The following is a 24,264-nucleotide window of genomic DNA, read 5'->3' as shown; positions in this document are numbered from 1 at the left end:
AAAAAGTTAAATAAGACGTTACACTAAGCTACTGTTACACTAATTGAATTAAACCAAGCATTGCTGATAGAATTTTAAATATTTGATCAAGAAATGAATGCCATTGTCAGGCTTGCCCTGTTATCCTCGGCTGATTTTCAGGATCATCCCTACTTGCAAACCAGCTTTTGATAAACGGTTGTCTCTTCTGATGCTCTGAACGGTTGCACCGTCAAATTTCTCTGCAATTTCAGACAGGGTATCACCGGTTTTAACCTTGTAACTTAAAAACGATGATGGTGCTTTTAACGGCATCCGGTTTTTGGCATAAATCTTTAGTCTTTGTCCTGGCACCAGCGTTTTGCTTTTTAAACCGTTCCAAACCCTTAAATCCTGTGCCTCTACACCATATTTATCGGCAACAGCTGTTAAGCTCTGTCCTGAGGTAACTTTATGATAAACCACGGAGGATGTAGTTATACTCTTAGTTTTTTTCTTTCTTAAATCTCTTGAATCATCGGTACTGGCGGCTACTACTTTCATGTTCACATCCACTTCCTGATTGTTTAGCACATCATAAATACCTGCGTAATCAACACCCCTCAACTTGGGCATTACAATACGCTTCGGCTCATCATCTGTACCATTTACAATCTTTTTCTTGTAGGATGGATTTAAGGCCATAATTGCCGCTTCATCAATATTTAACACTTTTGCAAGCGTAGATAGCGACACGAAACGGGTAGTTTGAACCGTATCGGTTTTCAAGAACATGCTCGAGGCTTGCGCGGTAATCTGATGTTTGCCAGAATAATTCATTACATAAACCGCAGCAATAAATGCCGGCACATAATTTCTGGTTTCTTTAGGTAAAAACTGTCTGATTACCCAAAAATCCCTCGATCCCGCTTTATCAATAGCCCGGTTGACATTCCCCTTTCCGCAGTTATAAGCGGCAATGGCCAAAAGCCAATCGCCAAGCTCTTCAAAAGCGTCTCTAAAATAGGCTGCCGCGGCATAACTGGCCTGGATCGGATCTTTGCGTTCATCAACAAAGTTATCCATCTTTAGGCCATAGGCCTTGCCAGTGCCAAACATAAACTGCCAGATACCCGTTGCCCCCACTCTCGAAATGGCATGCGGATTCATCTGTGATTCGACTATGGTTAAATATTTTATTTCCTGCGGAATATTATAATCTTTTAAGGCTTTGTCAAAAATCGGGAAGTAATAGCTAGATAAGCCGATCATTTTCCCAAACATATCTTTACGCTTGGCATAAATATCGATATACTGCTGAACATACTCGTTGTAAGGAAGAGGTACCGTTTTAGCGATAGAATCGAGCCTGAGTTTATAGATAAAATTCTGGCCCATGGTTAATGGGTTTTCTGAAACAACCGGCACAGCCACAGTATCGGTATTGATAAAGATGTTGTTGTGAATCTTCGGAAGACTATCCAGTTTGAGCGTTTGTTGCGCGGAAGAAGAAGAAATGTATCCTAAACAAGCGCAAATTGAAGCAAAAAGTAATTTTTTAATCATGGGCTATTGGTTCAAATTTTCATTAACCGTGGCATGTGTCCTCACAAACCTTTATACAGATTTTTCTTTTCATAATAAGGAAAAGAGTAAGAACCTGCGAACCTTCTAGGCAATGCCTAGAAAAACAGTTAATAAAATGCCATTGCCATACTTAACTATAATGCTTTGTAACTCGCAATGACGATAAAACTATGATAAAAATGCCTGAGAAAAAGCCAGAAGCTTATCTTCCTCAAAATGTTTGGCTGTAAACTGTATACTTAACGGCAATCCTGCTGCATTATTGCCTAGTGGCAAAGCAATAGCCGGATTTCCGCTTAAAGAAGGCAATACGGTAAAAATATCGGCCATATACATCACAATTGCATCCTGAACATTATCGCCAATTTTAAAAGCTGCTGTTGGTGCCACAGGAGAAAGAATTAAATCATAATCCTCAAACAAGGCATCCATTTTTTCTCTGATCAACCGGCGAACCTGCTGTGCTTTTTGATAGTAAGCATCGTAATATCCCGCACTTAAAACAAAAGTACCTAAAAGAATGCGGCGTTTTACTTCCTCGCCAAAACCTTCGGCGCGGGACAATTTATAAAGCTCATTTAGCGATTTCGCCTCTAGGTTACGATGTCCGTAATGAACGCCGTCATAACGCGATAGATTTGAAGAGGCTTCGGCCGTTGTTAAGATATAATAGGCCGGAACCAGATAATCCAACAGATCAAAAGAAACATACTCAACAGTATGTCCATCTGATTTGAGCTGCTCGATCGATTTTAAAATAGCCGACTTGATTTCGGGATCGAGGGCTTCGCTCTCAATAGTTTCTTTTAATACCGCTATTTTGTGTTTTTTATGTTCATTCAAATGAGCAGGATAATCGGGCACTGCACTTGAAGAAACAGTAGAATCGTAATCATCAGCGCCAGCTAAAACCTGTAAAAGCAAGGCAGCATCTTCTACTGATGATGTAATTGGCCCAACCTGATCAAAAGAAGAAGCATAAGCAATAACACCATACCTTGAAATGCGCCCATAGGTAGGTTTAAGCCCAATTTGGCCACAAAATGCAGCTGGCTGTCTTACCGAGCCACCGGTATCGGTACCCAGGGCAGACAAACACATATCGGCCTGAACGGCTACAGCTGAGCCACCTGAAGACCCACCAGGAACAAGGTCGGGATTTGCAGCATTTTTAGCAACCCCATAGTATGAAGTTTCATTAGAGCCGCCCATCGCAAACTCATCACAGTTTAAACGGCCGATAATAACGGCATCTTCCTGTAACAATCGCTGCACAATGGTAGAAGAATATGGAGATACAAAGCCCTCGAGCATTTTTGACGACGCAGTAACGATATGGTCTTTATAACAGATATTATCTTTAATACCAATTATCATTCCTGCAAGTTTGCCTGCAGTACCTTCTTCTATTTTTTGCTGTATCGCTTTCGCCTGAACTTCGGCCGATAAAAAAAACACCTCATTAAATGCATTGAGGTGTTCATTATTTTCAATTTGCTTAAAATAATAAGCTAATAAATCGGGTAAAGTTAATTGCTTTTGCGCAATGCGTGTTTGAATCTCTTTAAGAGAGCTGTATTTCTTCAAAACTAAAATTATTGCAATTAAACGGTTTTATCACGGTTAGATGGGTCTACTTGGTCTCCATCAACGCCATCTTTACCATCTTTAAATTCTTTAACACCTTTACCTAAACCTCTCATTAGTTCAGGAATTTTTTTACCACCAAATAATAACAATACCACTATCGCAATAATGATAATTTCTGGTGTTCCAAGCATTGCTGCTATTGTTGTATTTAACATGATTTTTTTGTTTAAACTTTTTCTTTGTCAGTTACAATTTTTTCGTCAGTAGGCTTGCTCAGATCAATGTGTGACTCACTTGCCTCTATTTTTTCATCAACCGGTGATTCTTCTGTTGGATGATGACGTTGACTATGGTTTACCGCTGTTTCTTCTGCTTCTTCTTTATCTAAATCCATTGCGTTGATATTCCTATGGATTTCACGCTTAACACCATCAGAGGCATCTTTGAACTCTCTGATTCCCTTCCCTAGTCCTCTTGCAAGTTCAGGTAATTTTTTACCTCCGAACAACAATAGAACCACCACTAAAATGAGTACGATCTCTGATCCACCCATGTTTAAAAACTCTAATAACGTGCCTTGATACATCACTAATATAATTTATACAAATATAGACATTTTAACTTGTCTTAAGTTTATTTACTAATCCAAGCTTCAGGATTTAAAGTTCCCTGGCCTCTTCTAATCTGGAATTTTAAAATGGCGTCGTCACCTGTATTTGCCACAATCCCAATCGCCTGTTTGGTTTCAACTAAATTACCTACACTCACACTAACCGATCTTAAGTTTTGGTACACTGTAAAGTACTCGCCGTGGTTAATTACTACGGCAGTTCTGCCCATAATATTTTGCACCATAACAACCTTACCTGCAAATATACTTCTAACAGTTGCCCCATCAGTTGTAGTGATATCTACTCCATCGTTGGTATAACTTGCCTGGTCGATCTTATGTAAACCAAACCTTTCGGTTATTGTTCCTGTTGCTACAGGCCAAGGTAACCTTCCTCTGTTATTTTCAAAACCTGCCGATAATCTGGCTGCCTCAGGTGTTGCAGTAAGCAATTCTCCTGTCGATTTTGCTTTAGCGGTTGGTGTAGCTGGTGCAGTAGGTACGGGTCTATTTTCAGCCTTGGCTTTTGCCGCCGCAATCCGTGCTTCTTCAGCCGCTTTTCTTCTTGCCTCTTCTGCGGCCTTCCTTCTCGCTTCTTCAATTGCCCGCTGAATTGCAGCACTAATGGCCCTGTCTATCTGAGCCTGTTGTTTTTTACGACTGGAAATATCCTGTTTAAACTGTTTTTCGTCCTTGCTCAGTTTGTTTAATTCTACTGATTGTTTGCTTTTATCCTTGCTTAAACGCTCACGCTCTCTTTCCTGTTCCTTCAACAGATCACTTTTTTCCCTGAGTGTTTTATCCAGGACCTTAATCTTGCCGTTCAGATCTTGCTGCGTATTTTCAATGTATCCAGCCTGTTTTTTACGGTATTGACTAAACTGCTGTAAATACTTTATTCTTTTATATGCCTGGTTAAAATCCTTCGCCGCAAAAATGAACATCATTTTATCGTATGAATTTCTGTTGCGCTGTGCAAAACGAATCATTCCCGCATACTCTTTTTTAAGATCGCCCAACTGACCTTGCAACGTATGTACGGTATTTGTGTTCTGAGAGATTTGGTTATCCAGATTTTTTATTTCAGAGTTGATTGTACCGATCTTATCCTGGCGCAGCCTAATCTGGGCATTTATAGTATTAATCTGCTGTATAGTAAGCTTTTTACCACTGGCAGTTTTATTCAAATTCTTTTGAAGCTGTTCAATTTCGCGTTGTATAGCTTCTTTTTTCCTTCTGAGCTGGCTTTCAGTTTGTGCAACCGCCGAAAGGGTTAACACGCTTAAAAAAAGGATAAATAGGAGTTTTTGTAGCTTCATTAAGCCAAAAGTATAAAAATTTTGTAGTAAAAAATATTAAAATCGAGATACTAAAGTCATAATTACTTATTACAGAACTGTCTTCACTCAATCTTCATACATAACAAAGATTGCCAGAGCCGCTGTACTAATGCAGTACCTAACCTGGCAAATCATTGATAGAGTATGTGAATGTAGTTTTTAAACCTACTTTACAACCGTAAATCTCTTTGGTACATTAAACGGAAAATCGACCGGAACATTGCCATCAATTTTGACAAACTGTAAGTCGATGTTTATCCGTTTTGCTTTAGATAGTGTTTTGATCTGCAATGCACTAGGGAATAATGACTCGTTTAATTTTTGATAGTCGGTATACGTAACTTTTAGCGCCTGACCGTTTTTAGCGTCATTTAAATTGGTTTCAGATACTTTAAACAGCGTGTTAAAAAGCAGTTTGTAATCCAACTCCGATTTGCTTCCAGAAACCACCCAAACACCATTTTCCTGTTTAACATCCGATTCTTGTGTTAGAAACTCGCCCATGGCATTGCCCGTTAAAATGGATTGTAGGGTATTAAAATTAACCTGTTTATTGGTGAAATTGTAAATATAACTAAAAGGTTTTTTTAGGTATTCGCTTTTCATCCGGTTCATGATCTTGATACTATCAGGCGTAATCAAAGCCCTTGCCACCTCTGCCATTCCACCTAAGGCTGTAATGCTTACCCAAATGGCTTCCTTGTCTTTCATCTTGAAATTCATGGTTACATCGTTTGCGTCGCCGGCAATATCTAAAGTTGCTTTTGCTTTTAAAGAAAGTGTATTAAATTTAAGTTGTTTGCTATTTAGTAGTGTTAAAGCTTCTGCTTTCGAATTATCAGTTTTGGTTTCTGTTTTGGTAGGTGGAGCCACTACAATTTCTTTTTTAGGTTTACATGCCGAAACAAAAATTACAGCTCCTAACAGGAATGCGCTATTTAAAATACTTCTTTTCATTTATCTTTTTAATTAATACTTCTGATCCGTTTCCAGTCTCTTTTGCTTTTTGCCATTGGATTAATGCAGCATCCTTTTCACCTTTCATAAAAAGTATATCGCCATATCGCTCCAAGTAAACACCGTTTTTACTGCTATTGTTTTGCAAAGCCTTTTCAATCCATATTTTCGCCAGATCGTATTTTTGCTGTTTAAACAGAATAAACGCGTAGGTATCTACAATTGAAGGATTATTAGGCATAGCATTGGCCGCTGTTTCTGCATATTTCGCGGCCTTGGTTAAGTCGTCATTTCTCAACGCCAAATAATAGGCATAATTATTCATGATGAGATAATTATCGGGCTCTGTTGAAATGGCTTTTTCGAAAGCTGTTTTAGCTAAGGCAAAATTATTCTGGTTGATGTAGATATCGCCCTGTAGTGCATAAATCTGTGCCTGCAGGCTTTTATTCTCTACATCCAACTGTAAGGAGGTTTTTAAATTGCTTTGAGCGGGCTCATATTTACCTGTTTTAAACAGGGCATAAGCCATATAATAATATAAGCTGGCCTGATTGGGATAAATGCTTAAAGCCTCATCGCCAACCTTTATCGCTTCCTCATAGTGCCCAAGCAGTGTTTGGATATTAATGACCTGTTCCCACACTACATAAATCTGTTCGTTAAGTTTTAAAGCAGCCTGATATTGGGACAATGCATCTTTTAAGTGGTTCTGCTGATAAAGTACATCGCCATAAAGTGCCAATGCTTTTGCATCAGCCGGATTTTTTTCTGCAACCAGTTTACTTAGTTCAGTTACATTTTTGGCAACAACGGGTTGGTTAAGTTTCGGAAAAAGTGCAGCGATAATCTTCACCTTTTCCGTAAGAGGCATTTCATTGCTTTCGAAAGCCAATTTTAAGGAAGAAAATGCAGCTTCGTCATTTTTCTGCTTACGGTAAATATCAGCCAAAGCCAGGTTTACCTCAAAATTATTGGGTTCGAGCTGCTGGGCTTTGGTTAATACCTTTAATGCTTCCGGATCATTTCCCTTCTGCAAAAGCAAACCTGCAGCATATAAATAGTTCTTTACATCAGCCTGATTGCCTTCCAATAATTTAACAATATCACTTTCAGTGGCATTCCCGTTAGATTGCAGACGCTTTCTGGCGTTTACCAAATCTCTTGATTCGCCAAATTTAGCCTGAATTTCATCATAGGTCTTTTTTGCAGCATCCAGCTGATTGCCTAAGAACTGCGCATTGGCTTTATCAAAATAATAGGCATCGTTTTCAGCATCGAGACGGATCAACTGATTAAACACTTCGATTAGTTCGGGCATGTTATTGGTGCGCTTGTATACCTCACCAAGTAAGCGCCAGTACCATAAATTGCCGGCGTTTAATTTAATTGCCTGTTTTATATGCTGTTCAGCTTCCGAAAGTTTATCTAAACGCAGGTTTGCATTGGCCAGCTCGAAATAGGCTGCATGGTTATTCGGATCTAAACCAACAATTTTATTGAAATTGGTAGAGGCAACAACATAATTTTCAGACATTTTCTCCCGTAAGCCCGCAAAAAACAATTGTTTTACCATATTGCTATCGCGATTGGCACTTGGCGTAACCGTTCCCTGCCCAAAAGCCTGGATGCTCACTAAAGTGGCTCCAACAAGAAAATGTACTTTGTATTTCATATCATTTATCAATCCAAATAATTTACTCCAGACTAAGGACTTTTGACTTAGGACTGTGGACTATTTCCCCGTATGTCCGTAGCCACCTTCGCCGCGTACAGTTTCCCCTAATTGTTCTACGGTTTGCCAGCTAACGGTTTCGTGTTTTGCCACAACCATTTGTGCAATTCTATCGCCATTAACGATTTTAAAATCTGTATCTGATAAATTTACCAATAAAACTTTTATTTCACCACGGTAATCGGCGTCAATTGTACCAGGAGCATTTACAATGCTAATACCGTGTTTATAGGCCAAGCCGCTTCTGGGTCTGATCTGTGCTTCGTAACCAATCGGTAATTCAATAAACAAACCTGTTGGCACCAATAAGCGCTGCAAAGGTTTCAATATCATTTCTTCTATTATTGATGCCCGCAGATCCATACCAGCCGCATGTGCAGTTTCATATTGTGGAAGTGCATGTTCGGATGTATTGATAATTTTTATTTCCATTTTTTTATTGTTGGGTACTTTAGGTTAATGGCTTATAGATCATGGTTTGATTGCCATTGACCATTAACGATGAACCTAATACAAAAGTCTCTAACTAACCTCTTTTTAGTATTTTCATTAAATCATTCTTTTCAAAATAGGCAATACCCGCAACAAAAACAATCAACATGGCATTGCCAATATAAATGTTTCTATGGAATACGAAAAACGAAGAGAATACCAGTATGATCGAAATGATTAAGTAAGATAAAATCTTTTTAAGATTATAGGGGATTGGGTAATATTTCTGTCCGAGGATATACGAAATAATCATCATCGTTCCATAGGTTGCCATCGAAACCCAGGCAGAACCCATATAACTAAACTTCGGAATCAATATGATATTGAATACAATGGTAATAAAGGCTCCAATTAAAGAAATATACAATCCAAATCTGGTTTGATCAGACAATCTATACCAAATAGAAAGGTTCATATAAATACCTAAACATACGTAGCCCACAAGTAAATAAGGAACTGCGGGCAAACCTACCCAATATTCGGCCAGGTGTTTTGCATCCCGGCTGATAAAGTATTTCAGGATTTCGATATTCGCAGTGAGGGCCACAAAAAGAATGGAAAGTGCTATTACAAAATATTCCAGAATTTTGGCATAAGTAATCTTTGCGTTTTCATTTTTGGCATAGCTGAAGAAAAACGGTTCGGCACCCAGTCTAAAAGCCATATTGAAAATACTCAGGAATATAGCCAGCTTACAAACAGCACCATAAATACCTACTTCTGCTTCGGTTGTGTATCTATCCAAAAGTATTTTATCCAGATTTTCATTAACGATGAAAGATAAATTTGCGATCAGGACAGGCCAGCTGTAAGAAAGCATTTTTTTAAAAAGATCACGGTCAAATTTAAACTGAACCTTTAAAAATTCTGGCACTAAAAGTAAAAAGGTAAGCGCACTTGCTACCAGATTGGCAATAAATACATACCCAACCCACTTATCACGGAACCAACTTTGAAAGAACGCTGCGCCGGGCAGATCATGTTTAATGATTAGCGGGATACCGTAAATGAAAAATAAGCTTAAGAGTACATAAGTCAAGATATTCACAAATTTAATGATGCTATATCTAAAAGGCTTTCCATCAGCCCTGATCCTGGCAAAGGGAATTACACAGATGGCATCTGAAAACAAGAGCCAAAGAAAATACTGTACATATCTTTTTTGATCCTGATAATGTGACATATTACTGTTTAACAACCATTTGGTGATCGGTTCGGTAAGAACAAGCCCAGTAATTAAAAACAGTATGGATATAAAGGCAACGATCAGGAAAGAATTGTTATAAACCTGCTGTTTTTTATCTTCATGTTTATTGAGATACCTAAAAAAAGTAGTTTCCATCCCAAAGGCCAGTATAGCATTCGTCATAGATGCATAAGCATACATTTTGGTAAAAACACCTAATGCACTAGCACCGTAACTCCGGGTAAATATTGGTGTTAATATGAAATTGAGTAACCGCGAGGCGATGGTACTGATACCATAAACCATGGTTTGCCCAAGAAACTTTTTATATACAGACATTTATGATTGAGATTTGAGTACTGCGTATTGAGATAGGCTCCTTAGTGGAACAATATAGCAATCCAACAATTCAGCAATTTATTTTCTTAAGATTTCAAAATTACGATAGTTTTTTACTTCACCATCGCTTACCGCCACATTTTCTACACGCGAGCGGTCTGGCCCTTCGTGGCACCAGTTTACAAATTCTTCCAGAAAAATATTGTCGCCTTCCGCTTCGATATAAACCGATCCGTCTTTTTCGTTCCTTACAAAACCGGTTACCATCATTTGGTTGGCAATAATTTTTGTGGTTTCCCTGAAGCCAACGCCCTGTACTTTACCTGTTATCGTTATATTGAGGTGTTTCACCCCTAAATTCCCTTGTGGAGATTTTATATTTTTTTCGCTCATGCTAAAATTTATTGTTGCAAAGTTAGTAAAGCAATTGTGTATCCATATGTTTATAAGTCCAATTCGCTTTGTAAACTGTTAAATCTTTGCAATTCGGACCTAAAATCTGACCATATTTCTTTCAGGATTTCTTTTGCAGGTTTAATTTCATCCAGCATAGCCGAAACCTGACCGATTTCGAGTTCTCCGTTTTCCATATCGCCCTCAAACATTCCTGCTTTTGCCCTTGCTCTGCCCAAAAGCTCCATTAAGCGGCCTCGGTCTGCGCCTTCAGCTTCTGCTACCGATATTGCATCGGCAAATTCATTTTTCAGCAACCGCACCGGAACCAGTTTTTTCATGGCCAGTCTAGTGTCGCCTTCAGCAGCAGCAATAATTTTATTTTTAAATGCCGGATGAGCAGATGATTCTTCGGCAACAGCAAAGGCCGAACCGATCTGAACCGCATCTGCTCCTAAAGCAAACGCAGCCAACATGGCTTTTCCACTCCCAATGCCGCCAGCTGCAATGACAGGAATTTTAACAGCATCCCTTATCATCGGAATTAAACACATGGTGGTGGTTTCTTCTCTCCCGTTATGTCCGCCTGCTTCGAAACCTTCAGCAACGATGGCATCAACGCCAGCTTCCTGGGCTTTTATGGCAAATTTTGTATTGGCAATTACATGAACGACAGTAATACCCTTTTCTTTTAAAAAACTGGTCCATGTTGCAGGATTACCAGCAGAAGAAAATACAATTTTTACTTTCTCTTCAATTACCACATCTATAATTTCCTGAATATTGGGATACAGCAATGGAATATTAACACCAAACGGCAGATGGGTAGCTAATTTGCACTTCTGAATATGTGTTCTTAAAACATCAGGATACATTGAACCGGCTCCAATAATGCCAAGACCTCCTGCATTAGAAACTGCCGATGCCAATCTCCACCCACTGCACCAAACCATTCCGGCCTGAATAATTGGATATTTAATATTGAAAAGTTTACAGATTGGATTCATCGAAATATTTACTTTATAAATGGATGGCAAATTAGAAGCATCTATTATTCTGAGAGTATTCTGTACAATTCTAAATTAAGAAAATAATGCCCTTTACCAACGGTCCTCTTTTCAAGAACCCCCATCCCTGTGAGTAGATCTAGATATTTTCTTGCGGTATTTTCTGCGTAAATACCAGCTTTAACTAAATGCTGAACCCGAGTAAAAGGTTGAGTAAAAATTGAACTTATTAATGAATCTGGTCGTTGAATATCTGTATCCGCCATAACTGCCTCTGTAATTGCCTCTTTCGCTGCAATAATGTCGTTGATCTTATCATAGGTAATATTTGCTGTTACTTCAACTGCTTTAAGCATATAAAGTAACCAGTTTTTCCAACTTCCCCGCTGAGTAATTCCTGCAAGACCAGCATAATACCCTTCTTTATTTTGCATAATATATTTACTCAGAAAAAGTATTGGATAGTCAAGCAACCCTTTTTTTGTTAGATAATTTATATTAAAAATCCTTCCTGTTCTACCGTTGCCATCCCTAAATGGATGTATTGCTTCGAACTGATAATGGCCAATGGCCATCTTAAGCAATGGATCTAATGGATAATTAACCTCATCATTAAGAAATGTAATCAAATTATTCATTTTGGCTTCAATTATCCCTGCGCCTCTTGGAGGGGTATAAAACACTTTTCCTGCATTAGGTCCACTTCCACCTTCTTTAATTACAACCTGAGCAACTGGAGGCCGAATGCCATCGTTGAATTGACTAACAATACGGTACATCTTCACAAAGTATTCTATATCAATAGCCCCATCTTCCTGAAGATATTGATGGCCTTCCCATAATGCCTCCCTGTAGTAGAGAATTTCCTTCGCGGGCCCATTTACTTGTCCAACATTTTCTTCACTATATGCCTTATAAAGTTCGTCATCAGTAGTGAAAATATTTTCAATTGCACTTGATGCCTTGGCCTCCTGCAAACTTATCGAATTAATAAGCAGGCCTTGATTTGGAATCGCTATACTTCTTCCCTGCAAACGTGCTAGGGCTGCTTTGCTATTACCGAGTTGTAACAGAATATCAACATCAAGATAGATATTTGGATCAATTGGGAGCTCGGGAAGTGAATTCCAGGGTTTCGTACGATCCGGATTTATCATATTTGCCATATTCAAATATAGGATTTTAACCTTAAAATTTTAATTTTTTAATGTTAAAAGAAAAAATCACATCAAAAAATTTGAAACAGAAACTCTTGTACATTAAAAATTTAAGTTTTTAATGTACAAGAGTTAAATGACATTAAAGTTTTCAATGAGATCATATCATGCCTTAAAAAAGGCATTTTTTAAGACGGATAAAAGAAATAACCAATGTATATATCCAGATACTATTAAATTAACCGCTTTACTTGATCGCTTTCTATCTTAAAATCAAGGGATAGCTGGATTAGATTCAATCCAGGCTTTTTACCAACCTCGATTGTTCCAATTTGCTGATTAAGCTCCAAAAATTCGGCTCCATTTATAGTTGCCCAACTCAAAAGTTTTTCAAAAGTAACCTGCTTGTATTTCTGTAAGGTGATCATTTCTGATAGAATATTAAGTTGATGGTTACTTGCTAAACTATCTGTTCCTAAAGTAATCTTTACATTTTCTTCAATTAACAGATCAAGATCGGGTAAAGCATTTTCGATATATAAATTGGCTTGCGGGCAAAGGCACCAATATAAATTATTGTTGTTTTCTTTTGCAAAGGCGATATCAGCCTTACTCGAAACCGTGTTATGCACCAACAAAGTTTTTTGCTCCTTAATAGAGGGAAGCCAAGTTTGTAAAGATGTTTTTTTGGAGGGGATAAAGAAAGAAATATCGAGCCCTAGAAATTTGTATAGCGCTAAAAACCCACCCGATTTATTTTCGAAGAAAGCATTTTCATCCTTAGTTTCCTGGTTATGAACACTAATAAAGGCATTATCTTTTTCAGCTTCCTCCATTATTAATCCAAATAATTCAGGCGATACCGAATACGGTGCATGTGGTACAATATATGCAGGTAAAGGTTCAAAGGCTTGTTTAATCGCTTTAGCGAAATCCATTATAGCGTCTGCTCGCTCAGGATTAAAACCCATGGCCTCGATAAAGGTGTGATAATATATTTTGCTATTTTCTTTTACTTCTTTTGATGAAATTTGGTTGGAAATGTCGCCAACAGCTACAATCCCGTTTTTGAACATTTTTTGATCAGCAACATACATAGCCTTTTTAATCTCTTCTATATCGCCCTGCCTGCTTTTGATAATACTTTGGACGAATTCTACCAAACCCGTTTGCTCTGGAATTTGCCCCAGCATATGCGACAGTTCTAAATGGCAATGGGTATTGATAAAACCCGGAACGATTGATCCTTTATGTTTTGTAATGGCTAAACCAAGACTTGCGGCCTCTTCCTGGGTTAACACTTCTTTAATTTCACCATCTGGATTTACGGCTACCACTCCGTTTTTAAGCGGAGGCGATGAAACAGGAAATATCCAATCGGCTGAAAAGTATTTTAACATACCGCAAATTAGCGGAATAACCGGAGCAAATAAAATATTTTTCTACGCCAGACCTATTCTGATAATGAAATGATTTTTGAAATTACGCTTCTAAAAGAAATTAAATTAGAAAACGGGGAAAGAAAAAGAGCCTCCTATCGGAATCGAACCAATGACCTACTGATTACAAGTCAGTTGCTCTACCAGCTGAGCTAAGGAGGCTTTCAATCGGGCTGCAATGATAGAAAAAAATCTTCTTTTTTAAAAATTGAAAATTATTTTTTTCTGGCGTGCTGTCAGATGTTACCATTTGACAGCTAATTAACTCCACCAAGGAATTTTAAAACCCGTCAGATGGCAACATCTGACGGTACAAGAACGCTCTACGGGCAATCTGCATTTCCAATTATGAAAAAATAACGCCAAAACTTGTAGTCATTCACCACAAAGTGTGGAGAAGCTCCACAATGCCAAAATCTTGGCACACACACAAATACCTAAAAAACAGACAGTTAAACAAAATCAATGGTTTGGCACCATTGTGAAACATTAGCAAGTATTGTTACACAAATTAAATTTTTAATTATATACTATGAAAAAGTTCGTTTTAGCAGCTACAGTATTAGCATTAGCAGGATTCTCAGCAGTACAGGCAAGTGAGGTAAAAGATTTTAAAACTACTGCAATTGTTGCAGTTCAAGATAGCGCAGTAAAAACTCCTGTTAAATTGGAAGAACTTCCTGAGCCAGTAACAACAGCATTAAAATCTGATGCTTACAAAGGATGGACCGCTACTGAAGCTTGGTCGGTGAAAGAAGGAGCAAAAGAGTATTACTTAATCAACGTTAAAAAAGAAGCAGAAACCAATTCTGTTAAAATTGACAAAGACGGTAAACCAGTTCAATAAATAAGGCCGGTTAGCGCTCCATAATTAACGAGTATTTAACGTAACACGAGTTACAAATCATATTTTAAACATAATATCATGAAAAAGATCATTTTAGCCGCTACTTTAGCATTCGCAGGATTCACAGCAGTTCAAGCAAGTGAAGTTAATACAATTAAAAACGCTGCAATTGTTGCAGTTCAAGATAGTGCCGTAAAAACTCCAGTTAAATTAGAAGAACTTCCTGCACCAGTAACTACCGCATTAAAATCGGATGCATACAAAGGCTGGACTGCTACTGAAGCTTTCTCTGTTAAAGAAGGTACAAAAGAATATTTTTTAATTAATGTTAAAAAAGAAGCAGAAACTGGTTCAGTTAAAATCGACAAAGACGGTAAGCCAGTACAATAATCTCAATAAATACGCCACACAGGCATAATCAACATAAGCGTAGCCTTCGGGCTGCGCATACCTAAAAATACATACTACGAAACCGTCATGATTTTCAGAATCACAAAGTAATTGATTAAACCGAGCTTGCGAGTTCTTGAACTCAAAAAAAGGGAAATAAAACACTAGTGAAAAATCATGGCAGTTTCATCACAAATAAAACAAAATTTTAAACAGATGAAAAAATTAATTTTATCAGCTGCGTTCTTAGCTTTTGCAGGATTCTCAGCAGTTCAGGCAAGTGAAGTAAATACAATCAAAAATGCTGCAATTGTTGCAGTTCAAGATAGTGCAGTTAAAACTCCAGTTAAATTGGAAGAACTTCCTGCTCCAGTTACAACAGCGTTAAAATCTGATGCTTATAAAGGATGGACTGCTACTGAAGCTTGGTCTGTTAAAGAAGGAACAAAGGAGTACTACTTAATCAATGTTAAAAAAGAAGCAGAAACTGGTTCGGTTAAAATTGATAAAGACGGTAAGCCAGTACAATAAAACCCAAATAATTACATCTACCTATTATAAGAAAGCCGGATTATGTCCGGCTTTTCTTATTTTTGTTACATGGCGAGAATCCTGATCTTAGAAGACGATACTACATTTGCTCAATTACTTGAAGGTTTTTTAACAAAAAACGGTCATGAGATTACCCTTGTAACCCAAGTAAAGCAATCATTTAAGCAAGTTGAAAACAATGAATTCGACTTACTTTTAATCGATTACCGTCTTCCGGATGGGACAGGTCTTGAAGTGCTTAGCCACATCCGTGATCTGGGTCTATCCATACCTGCAATCATCATGACGAGTTTTAATGATGTTCGGACTGCGGTCAGATCTATCCAATTGGGTGCTTTTGATTATATTACCAAGCCGGTTAATCCAGATGAGTTACTCATGGTGATCAAAAATTCTTTAGCTAAAAAGGATTTAAAAAGTGTTGAACCAAAAGAAACAAACAGTGATTTTATAAAAGGGAAAAGTGCCGTTGCAGATAAACTGTATGAACACATCAGTTTGGTAGCCCCAACCGACATGTCGGTAATTATACAGGGTGAAAGCGGTACGGGAAAAGAATTTGCCGCCAGAACCCTGCACCAGCAGAGCAAGCGTGCCGATAAACCTTTCGTAGCAATAGATTGCGGTGCATTATCGAAAGATTTAGCTGCCAGCGAATTATTCGGCCATGTAAAAGGTGCTTTTACAGGCGCTTTAAATGACAAAAAAGGCCAGTTTGAGGCTGCAAATGGCGGAACATTATTTTTAGATGAAGTGGGTAACCTAAGTTACGAAGTGCAGATTAAATTACTTAGGGCCTTACAAGAAAGGGTAATCCAGCCTTTGGGCAGTACCAAACAAATCCCTGTTAATGTTCGCATCATTACCGCTACCAACGATGATCTGTCTAATAGCATGCAACAGGGTGAGTTTAGAGAAGATTTATATCATCGTTTAAATGAGTTCAAAATCCAGCTTCCGCCATTGAGAGATAGAGGTGGAGATTTAGAACTGTTTATCAACCACTTTATACAGCTATCGAACCGTGATTTAGAACGGAATGTGAAAAGTGTTTCTAATGAGGCAAAAACACTTTTGCTTAGTTACGATTGGCCAGGAAATTTGCGCGAGCTTAGCAATGTGATTAAACGTATGGTTTTATTAAGCCCAGGCGATGTTGCCCAGATTGGCGCACTACCTGATGAAATGATGATTTCTGTCCATCACCAGTCAGCTCCAGGTAATTCATCCGACCTTAAAGCGGTAAACGAACAGAATGAAAAAGCATTGATTACTGAAACGCTGATCAAAGTGAGACATAACAAATCAAAAGCCGCCAAGATTTTAAACATCGATCGTAAAACCCTTTACGCCAAGATGGAGCGTTACGGCATAGAATAATTATCCGGCATTCGCGTAGTCGATTTCCTCCATAAAGGCAATTAAGCTATCCAGTTTTCTGATCTGTAGTAAAACTTCAGATTTAATATTGGTGGTTAGGCCTTTTTCGGCAATTTCTAATTCCAGGGTGCGGAATGCGTTTGCCAAAGTCTTCGAACCCATCTGCGCCGTTCGTCCTGCAAGGCGGTGAACCAGTAACCTGGCCTGATCTAAGTCATTATCGATCAAATGTTTTTTCAACGCTGCAGCGTCATCTATAGAATCCTGTTTAAAACGGTTCAATATTTTCTCCAGCATTTGCTGGTCGCCAAAGGTCATTTTCTCAATGGAAGAAAAATCGAATTCAGGCTGCTGGGTTAAAATTTCGGTTCTATCAAATATAGATAGGATATCAACTGCCCTAAATGGTTTCATTATCAGTCCATCAAAGCCCTCGCTCAAAACCATTTCACGTTCTTCGGGTAAAACCTGTGCAGTAATAGCGTAAAATTTAATGTGCGCTGGGAGTTTCTTCTTTAATAAATGACAAAGTTCGAATCCTGTCATTTCGGGCATGCGCATATCAATCAGCACATATTTTAAATCCGGCTCAGGTGCTGCGTGCAGGATATCGGCTACCTGGGTAAAGCTTCTAAACGGGATTTTATTTTTCTGAAAAATCATTCCGCATAAATCTAGAATAAGTTTATCATCATCAATTACCCAAACCGTGCCTGGATTTACAATCGCATAATGTTCTAAATCTAGAGTATCGTTTACACGCTCGGTAGTATTTTCATATTTCATGTAAATATTAAACGTGGTACCAATGCCCGGTTTACTTTTCACATAAATTCTTCCTCCCTGTGTTTCGATCAAAGATTTAACAATAGGCAGTCCCAACCCCGTACCAGCCTGGTTGATAATATATTTTTCAGGAGATTCTATCTGCTCAAATTCATTAAAGATTTTGGGAATATCTTTTTCTTCAAAACCGATTCCGGTATCTTTTATCGTAAAATGGAAATGCAGATCGTCGCCTTGCTTTTTATACGATACAGAAAGTTTAATTTCACCTCTCAATGTAAATTTTACGGCGTTACCCAATAAGTTAAATAAAATCTGCTTTAGCCTAAAAGCATCGCCCTTTACAAATTCCAGATCGGCAAGATCAAGTGCTGTATTTAACTGAAGTGATTTCTGTTCTGCCAAAGGCCGCATTACCGAAACTACCTCATCTAAAGCTTTTTTGATGTTGAACACCTGGTTATTGAAACTAAATTCGCCCGAAATAATCCGGTTATAATCTAATACCTCGTTCACAATTTGAAGTAAGTGAATGGAAGATTGATAAATGGCATCCACATCTTTCTTATTCGGCACATCCTGCTGGGTAATCAGCTCGGCATAGCCTAAAATAGATTGCAGTGGCGTTCTGATCTCATGGCTCATGTTCGATAGGAACCGTTGCTTAGCCTTACCATGGTATTCTGCCTCATCTTTGGCAAGCTCCAATGCCCTTCTGTACCTGTTGCTTTTTGTAATGTCAGCTAAAATTAAATACAGCAGAATAACCGTTAAGAGAAAAAAGATAATGATAATGGTTGTGATCTGCGTAATCCCATCATTAACCACCTCTTTGGCCTGTATACCGTTTAAATCTATCTGGGCCACTGCCTCCCCCTCCACTTCTCTTAAAATCTGTAGCATCTGGGCGGTCAGGGCATTACTGGCATTTGACAGGTCTGCTTCGCGTTTTAAAAATTTCTGGCTTTTCTGGCGTTGCTCTAGTTCGATATTTTTCAAGGCCCCCGTCATGCTCTTCATAATGCTATCTTCAGCTTTAGCATTCAGCGTATCGCGCTTTACCTTAAATTCCTCATTAATGATTTTATACACATCAGATTTCTTCTTGCCAAACAGTTTACTCAAAAAACCCCTCGATTTCTGTTCTTCTTCAGGTGCCACTGTAGTGGTCGATGTAGTTGTCTCGGTGGTCAGTACTGCGCTATCTGTCTGCCTAGTACGTGTAGCAACCAGTTCGTTTAATTTCTGAACCTCATTAGAGAACGATTTGGTATTCACCAATGTTTCTCGCACCTTTAAGTAATTGATAAATTGTTTATCCCGGTCGGTTAACAGATTCTTGATCGACTTTATTCTGGCCAACTGGGCGGAATCGCCCTTATACAATTTGCGTAAGGTATCTAAACTAGCCCTTAACTTACGCGACTCTTTAAGAAAACTATAGGTACCTTGTTTATTGAAAGCTTCATCCCTTTGTAACTGATCTAACCTGGCAATCTTATGTGAGAGATCATTTACGATCCTTAAGCGGTCGTTCGGGGCCGAAATTTCTTCAACAGTATCCAGCATCCGCGTAAAAGCAAATTTGCTGATGCCCCATGCCAATAGCAATGCAAAACAGGCAAACAGGAAACCTATTATTACTTTACTTTTTATTGCCCGGAAGAAGCGCTTTTGGATAATAGCAGCCATTTAATTCAGATTATGTATGATAAACCCTAATTATAACGGTTCAACCAATAGAATTGATATGTATTTATCTTTTACAAATAACGTACCACAAGAAAAATTGATTAAAAAACTTTAATTTTAAATGCCTAAAAAAACAAACTATGAACCGTATCGACCGACTTTTCGGAATCTTAACCCTGCTTCAATCCAGAAAATACATTACCGCAGAAAAAATTGCGGAAAGGTTTGATATGAGCATACGCACGGTTTATCGCGATATTAAAGCATTGGGCGAACAAGGAATACCGGTAAGTTTTGAGCAGCATAAAGGCTATTATCTGGTTCAAGGTTATTTCCTGCCACCAGTTTCTTTTAATATGGACGAAGCCAATGCACTGCTATTGGTTGAAAGTTTGGTGAACGGATTTGCGGATAATTCCATCCGTGCCCATTACTCCACAGCACTGACAAAAGTAAAGGCGGTATTAAAATCGGGACAAAAGGAAAAGCTCGAAACCTTAAACCAGCATATTAAATTGCAGATTCCGGAAAGGTTAAATTTTAACTTCGAATACCTATCACTTATTCAACACGCTATTGCAGAAAAACACCTGATCGAACTCGATTATAAAAACAATAAGGAGGAAGTGAGCAAAAGAGAAGTAGAGCCAATTGGATTGATTTTCTATGCTTTTAGCTGGCATTTAATTGCCTGGTGCCATTACCGGAATGAATACCGTGATTTTAACCTCACCCGGATTATCTGCCTTAAAAATCTAGGTATTCCTTTCAAAAAAACGCAGCACATGCCGCTAAGTGAATACATGCACCTGCTCCCTGTTAATTATTAAAAAAATATTTTTCACACTGCCATAGGGTTGTCAGTGGGCTGTATTTTCTTTGTGTAACTAAACACCAAAATCATGAGTATAGCCGATTTACTACTAATGGATTTAAACACCGCAGAAAAAACAAAACAGAAAAATATGGACATTATTAAATTATTATTGAAAGAGTTAGAAGCCGAATTTAATACGACAAAAAAATTCCTGGCTATTGTACCTGTAGATAAGTTTGACTGGGCACCACACGAAAAAAGCATGAAAATGAAATCGCTTGCGGTTCATATTGCTGATCTGCCGAGTTGGGTTTCACTGGCATTAACTACTGATGGACTGGATTTTGAAACAGCACCTTATGTAGAAAAACCTGTAGAAAGTGCCGATGACCTGGTTAAAATTTTAGAGGAAAATTATGCACTTGGAAAAGCAGAATTAGAAAAAGCGACGGAAGAAGACCTAAATGGTCGTTGGGTATTGAGCATGGGCAAACAGGTTTTGGCGGATTATTCTAAATACGAAACCATCCGCCATTCACTTAGCCAAACCACTCACCACAGGGCGCAGTTAGGTGTTTACTTAAGAATACTTGATATTCCGATCCCAGGCAGCTATGGCCCAAGTGCAGATGATCAAAACTTTTAGTTGTTAATATGTTTAGAATAGGCTGTCGAAACCTGGTGCGTTTCGATGGCCCGTTTTGAAATGACAACACGATTACCAGACCACCTTGATATTCCATTTACGCTTTGCTACTTTTAGCAATGAAAAAAATATTGGCAGTCTCTGGAAGCACAAAAACAATATCAACTAATGCACTTTACATAACTGCCATCTCCAGGCTTTTAGGCAGAGAGTTCGAGGTAACAAACTTTCCGTCTATTGCAGATATCCCACACTTCAATCCTGATTTAGATCAGGAAAATCCACCACAGGTTATCGAGGCGCTTCGTTCAATCATCAAAAAGGCAGATGGAATCATCATCTCTACACCAGAATACGCGATGGGTTTACCAGGATCGCTAAAAAACCTGCTCGATTGGACCGTAAGCACAGCATCATTTTCGGGGAAATCCGTTTTAGCACTTGTTGCTTCAACCCAGGGTGAAAAAGCCTATCAATCCATAATCGATATTTTAACGGTAATTGAAGCGAGGGTATCGCCCCAGCTTATCTCATTTGCAAAAGCGAAGATCAACAATGAAGGAGCGATTACCGATAAGGAAACTTTAACCGCACTCAAAAGCACCATCGATTCATTTGTTGCCAGTGTGGAGAATGGATAACACGATTTATTTCCGTAAAATTGCAGTATGAACAATAACTCTGCAACCCGTTTAAATAAATTCATCAGTGAAAGTGGATTATGTTCACGCCGTGAAGCAGACCGTTATATTGAAAAGGGTACCGTTTTCATCAATGGAAAAAGGGCTAAAGTAGGCGATCAGGTTTTTGCAGGCGATAAAGTGATGGTAAACGGTCATAATATCGAACCTAAAGAAGAAAGTAATTTCATCCTTTTGGCTTTTAACAAACCTGTCGGCATTACCAGTACAACGGAAGGCAGCGTACGCGATAATATTGTTGATTACGTGAACCATAGCGAAAGAATATTTCCAATTGGCCGATTGGATAAAGATTCTTCAGGTTTAATCTTCCTGACCAATAACGGCGATATCGTTAACAAAATTTTAAGGGCGGGGAATAAACACGAAAAGGAATATGTGGTAACGGTAAACAAACCGATTACCGAAGATTTTATTTTCGAGATGAGCAATGGTGTTCCAATTTTAGGGGTGAATACGCGTAAATGCAAGGTAAGGCAGATCAGCACATTTGTATTCAATATTATCTTAATTCAAGGCTTAAACAGGCAGATCCGTAGAATGTGCGAGCATTTTGGTTATGAGGTTACCAAGCTCGAGCGTACCCGCATTATGAATATCAATCTAAAAGGTATTCCTACAGGAGAATTTAGAGAACTTACCGAAGACGAGATGAAAAGCATCACCAAAAGTGTTGAAAATTCATCATCCGAAGCCAAAACAAAACCCAAAGGCACTAAGAAAAAAACAAATACGTGGGAAGAAATCCCCGAACTTAGAGAAGAACAGCCAAAAAAGGCATTTAAACCAAAGCCGTCTGGCCCAAAGTCAACAGGAAAAAAGAGCGCAGGTCATTCCGGAGCAAAACCAACAGGTAAAAGCAATGCGGGAAACAGAAATTCCAAACCTGCCAAAGGTAAGGCTATCAGCAAGTCAAACTCAAGAGGCAGAGGAAGATAAAGCTAATTAATTGTAAAATTTAGCATCTTGCAGGCACCCTCAACCTTCTGCCTTTCTGCCTTACACCTTTTTTAAGTACCTTTGCAACAAATGGTAACAGCAAAAAAAACCGATATCCGTGCATTAGATCTACCTCAGTTGCAACAACATCTTGTAGCGATGCAACAACCTGCATTTAGGGCTAAGCAGATTTACCAATGGCTTTGGGAGAAATCGGCTACAAGTTTCGAGCAGATGAGCAATCTTTCTAAAGATCTTCGTAAAGCATTGGACGAAGCTTTTGCCATTAATGCTGTTCAGGTTAACAATTCTCAGTTCAGTAACGACCATACCATTAAAAATACTTTCAGGTTAGCAGATGGTAATATTGTAGAGGGGGTTTTAATTCCTTTAGAAGACCGTATGACCGCTTGCGTAAGCTCTCAGGTAGGCTGCAGTTTAACCTGTAAGTTCTGTGCAACTGGTTACATGGACCGTAAGCGTAATTTAAACGCTGATGAGATTTATGATCAGGTAGTGTTGATCGATAAGCAGGCTAAACAGAATTACAACAATCCCCTTACCAATATCGTGTATATGGGAATGGGAGAGCCGCTGTTAAATTATGCCAATGTATTGAAATCGATTGAGCGTATCACTGCACCAGATGGCTTAAACATGAGCTATAAGCGCATTACAGTTTCTACAGCGGGTATTGCTAAAATGATCAAAAAATTGGGCGATGACGGTGCTAAATTTAATCTGGCACTTTCACTTCATGCCGCTGATGATAAAAAGCGTAATGAGATCATGCCGATCAATGAGGCCAACTCGTTAAAAGCATTAGCCGATGCGCTAAAATACTACTTCGCTAAAACTAAAAATCCGGTAACTTACGAATACATTGTTTTTAATCATTTTAACGATGAAATTTCGGATGCTATGGATTTAGCTAAATTCTGCAAACATATTCCTTGCAAGGTAAACCTCATTGAATATAACCCTATTTCTTTCGCCGATTTCACCAATGCGGAAGGCGATAAGATCGATGCTTTTTCCAATTATTTAAAAAGCCAGGGGATCAACACTAACATCCGCCGTAGCCGTGGTAAAGATATTGATGCTGCTTGCGGGCAGTTAGCGGTTAAAGAGGAAGCTAATGCTTAATCTCCTCATTTAAAATTCAATATTATTTGTTAAGCATAATCTAAAGATTAATTTTTTGATGATCAGGAGCGCAGTAACAGTAACATGTAGGTTGGGTTCCGTCCTGCTGTCCGCTGCAATCCTTTTGGATATCCGTTCCGTCAAACAAACCATCCTTAACCAAAAGGGATTTCCGCTGCCATCAGGGCTATTTAACCTGGGACGGAAGGCGTAAAACTCAGGAGAGATCAGGTTTGCGCAAATCAGCGTAATCTGCGGGAACAGAACCTTACCCCTTTTTAAACTCCTTAATGGCAGAAATAACCGCTGTTACAGTTCCTTTCACCATTAAGGGCTTAAGGGCATCAAGAAGATCTTATTGGAACAGTGCCTTAACTTTTATTCACTTCTTAATGTTTGAAAAGTGAACGGCATGGAATAGAAAGGCTATAAACGAAGAAAACCCTTCAACATTGCTGTTAAAGGGTTTCTTTTTAAGATCTGGCACCGACCTACTCTCCCACGTGTTACCGCAGTACCATCGGCTCTGGTGGGCTTAACTTCTCTGTTCGGAATGGGAAGAGGTGGACACCACCGAT

At 38.6% G+C, this 24,264-nt stretch carries 23 protein-coding genes, 1 tRNA gene and 1 rRNA gene; 9 read left to right on the top strand and 16 right to left on the bottom strand.

The window, feature by feature from the left end:
- Positions 1-120: 120 nt before the first annotated feature.
- From AC1DNH_RS05705 to AC1DNH_RS05640, 14 genes are all read right to left on the bottom strand, one after another.
- The gene (locus tag AC1DNH_RS05705) at positions 121-1,524 is read right to left on the bottom strand and encodes a lytic transglycosylase domain-containing protein (protein ID WP_477580583.1); all 1,404 of its coding nucleotides are present in this window, start codon (positions 1,522-1,524) and stop codon (positions 121-123) included.
- Positions 1,525-1,713: 189 nt separating this feature from the next.
- Complete coding sequence (gene gatA, locus AC1DNH_RS05700) at positions 1,714-3,132, bottom strand: Asp-tRNA(Asn)/Glu-tRNA(Gln) amidotransferase subunit GatA (RefSeq protein ID WP_477580585.1); 1,419 nt, start codon at positions 3,130-3,132, stop codon at positions 1,714-1,716.
- A 17-nt stretch (positions 3,133-3,149) separates the two neighbouring features.
- Positions 3,150-3,350, bottom strand: coding sequence for a twin-arginine translocase TatA/TatE family subunit (gene tatA / locus AC1DNH_RS05695; protein WP_199562669.1), 201 nt, complete (start codon positions 3,348-3,350; stop codon positions 3,150-3,152).
- Positions 3,351-3,361: 11 nt separating this feature from the next.
- Positions 3,362-3,721: a Sec-independent protein translocase subunit TatA/TatB gene (locus AC1DNH_RS05690; protein ID WP_036669953.1), complete on the bottom strand. Its 360-nt coding sequence runs from the start codon at positions 3,719-3,721 to the stop codon at positions 3,362-3,364.
- 47 nt (positions 3,722-3,768) lie between these two features.
- On the bottom strand, positions 3,769-5,064 hold the full coding sequence (locus AC1DNH_RS05685; RefSeq protein ID WP_477585475.1) for a murein hydrolase activator EnvC family protein: 1,296 nt from the start codon (positions 5,062-5,064) through the stop codon (positions 3,769-3,771).
- Between the two features lie 186 nt (positions 5,065-5,250).
- Positions 5,251-6,042 (bottom strand): lipoprotein insertase outer membrane protein LolB1, encoded by a 792-nt coding sequence (gene lolB1 / locus AC1DNH_RS05680; protein WP_477608732.1) that lies wholly within the window; start codon positions 6,040-6,042, stop codon positions 5,251-5,253.
- Positions 6,020-7,717 carry a tetratricopeptide repeat protein gene (locus tag AC1DNH_RS05675; protein WP_477585108.1) on the bottom strand — a complete coding sequence of 566 codons (1,698 nt, stop codon included), beginning with the start codon at positions 7,715-7,717 and terminating at the stop codon, positions 6,020-6,022. Before AC1DNH_RS05675 ends, lolB1 begins: the two co-directional genes overlap by 23 nt.
- 60 nt (positions 7,718-7,777) lie before the next feature.
- Entirely contained in the window at positions 7,778-8,209 is a 432-nt protein-coding gene (dut, locus tag AC1DNH_RS05670; RefSeq protein WP_477585109.1) for a dUTP diphosphatase, read from the bottom strand.
- 94 nt (positions 8,210-8,303) lie between these two features.
- Positions 8,304-9,794: an oligosaccharide flippase family protein gene (locus AC1DNH_RS05665; protein WP_477625254.1), complete on the bottom strand. Its 1,491-nt coding sequence runs from the start codon at positions 9,792-9,794 to the stop codon at positions 8,304-8,306.
- Positions 9,795-9,872: 78 nt separating this feature from the next.
- A complete protein-coding gene (locus AC1DNH_RS05660) occupies positions 9,873-10,187 on the bottom strand; it encodes an acylphosphatase (RefSeq protein ID WP_477582083.1) in 315 nt (104 codons plus the stop codon).
- Positions 10,188-10,237: 50 nt separating this feature from the next.
- On the bottom strand, positions 10,238-11,194 hold the full coding sequence (locus tag AC1DNH_RS05655; protein ID WP_477582085.1) for an NAD(P)H-dependent flavin oxidoreductase: 957 nt from the start codon (positions 11,192-11,194) through the stop codon (positions 10,238-10,240).
- A 44-nt stretch (positions 11,195-11,238) separates the two neighbouring features.
- A complete protein-coding gene (locus AC1DNH_RS05650; RefSeq protein WP_477582094.1) occupies positions 11,239-12,360 on the bottom strand; it encodes a Fic family protein in 1,122 nt (373 codons plus the stop codon).
- A 224-nt stretch (positions 12,361-12,584) separates the two neighbouring features.
- On the bottom strand, positions 12,585-13,751 hold the full coding sequence (locus AC1DNH_RS05645) for an amidohydrolase family protein (RefSeq protein WP_477582087.1): 1,167 nt from the start codon (positions 13,749-13,751) through the stop codon (positions 12,585-12,587).
- A gap of 128 nt (positions 13,752-13,879) precedes the next feature.
- Positions 13,880-13,952, bottom strand: a tRNA-Thr gene (locus AC1DNH_RS05640).
- Between the two features lie 370 nt (positions 13,953-14,322).
- On the opposite strand from AC1DNH_RS05640, the gene AC1DNH_RS05635 reads away from it, so the two are divergent.
- From AC1DNH_RS05635 to AC1DNH_RS05620, 4 genes are all read left to right on the top strand, one after another.
- The gene (locus AC1DNH_RS05635; protein ID WP_215124870.1) at positions 14,323-14,637 is read left to right on the top strand and encodes a hypothetical protein; all 315 of its coding nucleotides are present in this window, start codon (positions 14,323-14,325) and stop codon (positions 14,635-14,637) included.
- A 78-nt stretch (positions 14,638-14,715) separates the two neighbouring features.
- Positions 14,716-15,027, top strand: a complete 312-nt coding sequence (locus tag AC1DNH_RS05630) for a hypothetical protein (protein WP_029280049.1) — start codon at positions 14,716-14,718, stop codon at positions 15,025-15,027.
- 177 nt (positions 15,028-15,204) lie between these two features.
- Positions 15,205-15,558, top strand: coding sequence for a hypothetical protein (locus AC1DNH_RS05625; protein WP_477582089.1), 354 nt, complete (start codon positions 15,205-15,207; stop codon positions 15,556-15,558).
- A 69-nt stretch (positions 15,559-15,627) separates the two neighbouring features.
- Complete coding sequence (locus AC1DNH_RS05620; RefSeq protein WP_215124868.1) at positions 15,628-16,959, top strand: sigma-54-dependent transcriptional regulator; 1,332 nt, start codon at positions 15,628-15,630, stop codon at positions 16,957-16,959.
- Here AC1DNH_RS05620 and AC1DNH_RS05615 read toward each other — a convergent pair whose 3' ends face one another.
- Complete coding sequence (locus AC1DNH_RS05615) at positions 16,960-19,437, bottom strand: ATP-binding protein (RefSeq protein ID WP_477625253.1); 2,478 nt, start codon at positions 19,435-19,437, stop codon at positions 16,960-16,962.
- Positions 19,438-19,577: 140 nt separating this feature from the next.
- On the opposite strand from AC1DNH_RS05615, the gene AC1DNH_RS05610 reads away from it, so the two are divergent.
- The 5 genes from AC1DNH_RS05610 to rlmN all read left to right on the top strand — a co-directional run bounded on the left by AC1DNH_RS05610 (position 19,578) and on the right by rlmN (position 23,686).
- Positions 19,578-20,267 (top strand): helix-turn-helix transcriptional regulator, encoded by a 690-nt coding sequence (locus AC1DNH_RS05610; protein ID WP_477583357.1) that lies wholly within the window; start codon positions 19,578-19,580, stop codon positions 20,265-20,267.
- A 72-nt stretch (positions 20,268-20,339) separates the two neighbouring features.
- Positions 20,340-20,900 carry a DinB family protein gene (locus AC1DNH_RS05605; RefSeq protein WP_477625252.1) on the top strand — a complete coding sequence of 187 codons (561 nt, stop codon included), beginning with the start codon at positions 20,340-20,342 and terminating at the stop codon, positions 20,898-20,900.
- Between the two features lie 119 nt (positions 20,901-21,019).
- Complete coding sequence (locus AC1DNH_RS05600) at positions 21,020-21,541, top strand: NADPH-dependent FMN reductase (RefSeq protein ID WP_477583360.1); 522 nt, start codon at positions 21,020-21,022, stop codon at positions 21,539-21,541.
- A 27-nt stretch (positions 21,542-21,568) separates the two neighbouring features.
- Entirely contained in the window at positions 21,569-22,540 is a 972-nt protein-coding gene (rluF, locus tag AC1DNH_RS05595) for a 23S rRNA pseudouridine(2604) synthase RluF (protein WP_477583362.1), read from the top strand.
- 90 nt (positions 22,541-22,630) lie between these two features.
- A complete protein-coding gene (rlmN, locus tag AC1DNH_RS05590) occupies positions 22,631-23,686 on the top strand; it encodes a dual-specificity RNA methyltransferase RlmN (RefSeq protein WP_477583363.1) in 1,056 nt (351 codons plus the stop codon).
- Positions 23,687-24,164: 478 nt separating this feature from the next.
- Here the strand turns inward: rlmN and rrf are convergent.
- Positions 24,165-24,264 (bottom strand): 5S ribosomal RNA (rrf, locus tag AC1DNH_RS05585); the annotation flags it as partial.

The organism is Pedobacter sp. 01N310 (assembly GCF_056399805.1).
This window is presented reverse-complemented; position numbering and strand designations above follow the sequence as displayed.

Excerpts from the sequence above, each read along its gene's own strand:
- AC1DNH_RS05630 (WP_029280049.1), top strand. The coding sequence starts at position 14,716 with ATGAAAAAGATCATTTTAGCCGCTACTTTAGCATTCGCAGGATTCACA.
- AC1DNH_RS05655 (WP_477582085.1), bottom strand. The coding sequence starts at position 11,194 with ATGAATCCAATCTGTAAACTTTTCAATATTAAATATCCAATTATTCAG.
- AC1DNH_RS05685 (WP_477585475.1), bottom strand. The coding sequence starts at position 5,064 with ATGAAGCTACAAAAACTCCTATTTATCCTTTTTTTAAGCGTGTTAACC.
- lolB1 (WP_477608732.1), bottom strand. The coding sequence starts at position 6,042 with ATGAAAAGAAGTATTTTAAATAGCGCATTCCTGTTAGGAGCTGTAATT.
- AC1DNH_RS05690 (WP_036669953.1), bottom strand. The coding sequence starts at position 3,721 with ATGTATCAAGGCACGTTATTAGAGTTTTTAAACATGGGTGGATCAGAG.
- dut (WP_477585109.1), bottom strand. The coding sequence starts at position 8,209 with ATGGAAATAAAAATTATCAATACATCCGAACATGCACTTCCACAATAT.
- AC1DNH_RS05660 (WP_477582083.1), bottom strand. The coding sequence starts at position 10,187 with ATGAGCGAAAAAAATATAAAATCTCCACAAGGGAATTTAGGGGTGAAA.
- AC1DNH_RS05635 (WP_215124870.1), top strand. The coding sequence starts at position 14,323 with ATGAAAAAGTTCGTTTTAGCAGCTACAGTATTAGCATTAGCAGGATTC.
- AC1DNH_RS05610 (WP_477583357.1), top strand. The coding sequence starts at position 19,578 with ATGAACCGTATCGACCGACTTTTCGGAATCTTAACCCTGCTTCAATCC.
- rlmN (WP_477583363.1), top strand. The coding sequence starts at position 22,631 with ATGGTAACAGCAAAAAAAACCGATATCCGTGCATTAGATCTACCTCAG.
- AC1DNH_RS05675 (WP_477585108.1), bottom strand. The coding sequence starts at position 7,717 with ATGAAATACAAAGTACATTTTCTTGTTGGAGCCACTTTAGTGAGCATC.
- AC1DNH_RS05665 (WP_477625254.1), bottom strand. The coding sequence starts at position 9,794 with ATGTCTGTATATAAAAAGTTTCTTGGGCAAACCATGGTTTATGGTATC.
- AC1DNH_RS05605 (WP_477625252.1), top strand. The coding sequence starts at position 20,340 with ATGAGTATAGCCGATTTACTACTAATGGATTTAAACACCGCAGAAAAA.
- AC1DNH_RS05625 (WP_477582089.1), top strand. The coding sequence starts at position 15,205 with ATGGCAGTTTCATCACAAATAAAACAAAATTTTAAACAGATGAAAAAA.
- AC1DNH_RS05705 (WP_477580583.1), bottom strand. The coding sequence starts at position 1,524 with ATGATTAAAAAATTACTTTTTGCTTCAATTTGCGCTTGTTTAGGATAC.
- AC1DNH_RS05600 (WP_477583360.1), top strand. The coding sequence starts at position 21,020 with ATGAAAAAAATATTGGCAGTCTCTGGAAGCACAAAAACAATATCAACT.
- AC1DNH_RS05650 (WP_477582094.1), bottom strand. The coding sequence starts at position 12,360 with ATGGCAAATATGATAAATCCGGATCGTACGAAACCCTGGAATTCACTT.
- rluF (WP_477583362.1), top strand. The coding sequence starts at position 21,569 with ATGAACAATAACTCTGCAACCCGTTTAAATAAATTCATCAGTGAAAGT.
- AC1DNH_RS05615 (WP_477625253.1), bottom strand. The coding sequence starts at position 19,437 with ATGGCTGCTATTATCCAAAAGCGCTTCTTCCGGGCAATAAAAAGTAAA.
- AC1DNH_RS05620 (WP_215124868.1), top strand. The coding sequence starts at position 15,628 with ATGGCGAGAATCCTGATCTTAGAAGACGATACTACATTTGCTCAATTA.
- tatA (WP_199562669.1), bottom strand. The coding sequence starts at position 3,350 with ATGTTAAATACAACAATAGCAGCAATGCTTGGAACACCAGAAATTATC.
- AC1DNH_RS05645 (WP_477582087.1), bottom strand. The coding sequence starts at position 13,751 with ATGTTAAAATACTTTTCAGCCGATTGGATATTTCCTGTTTCATCGCCT.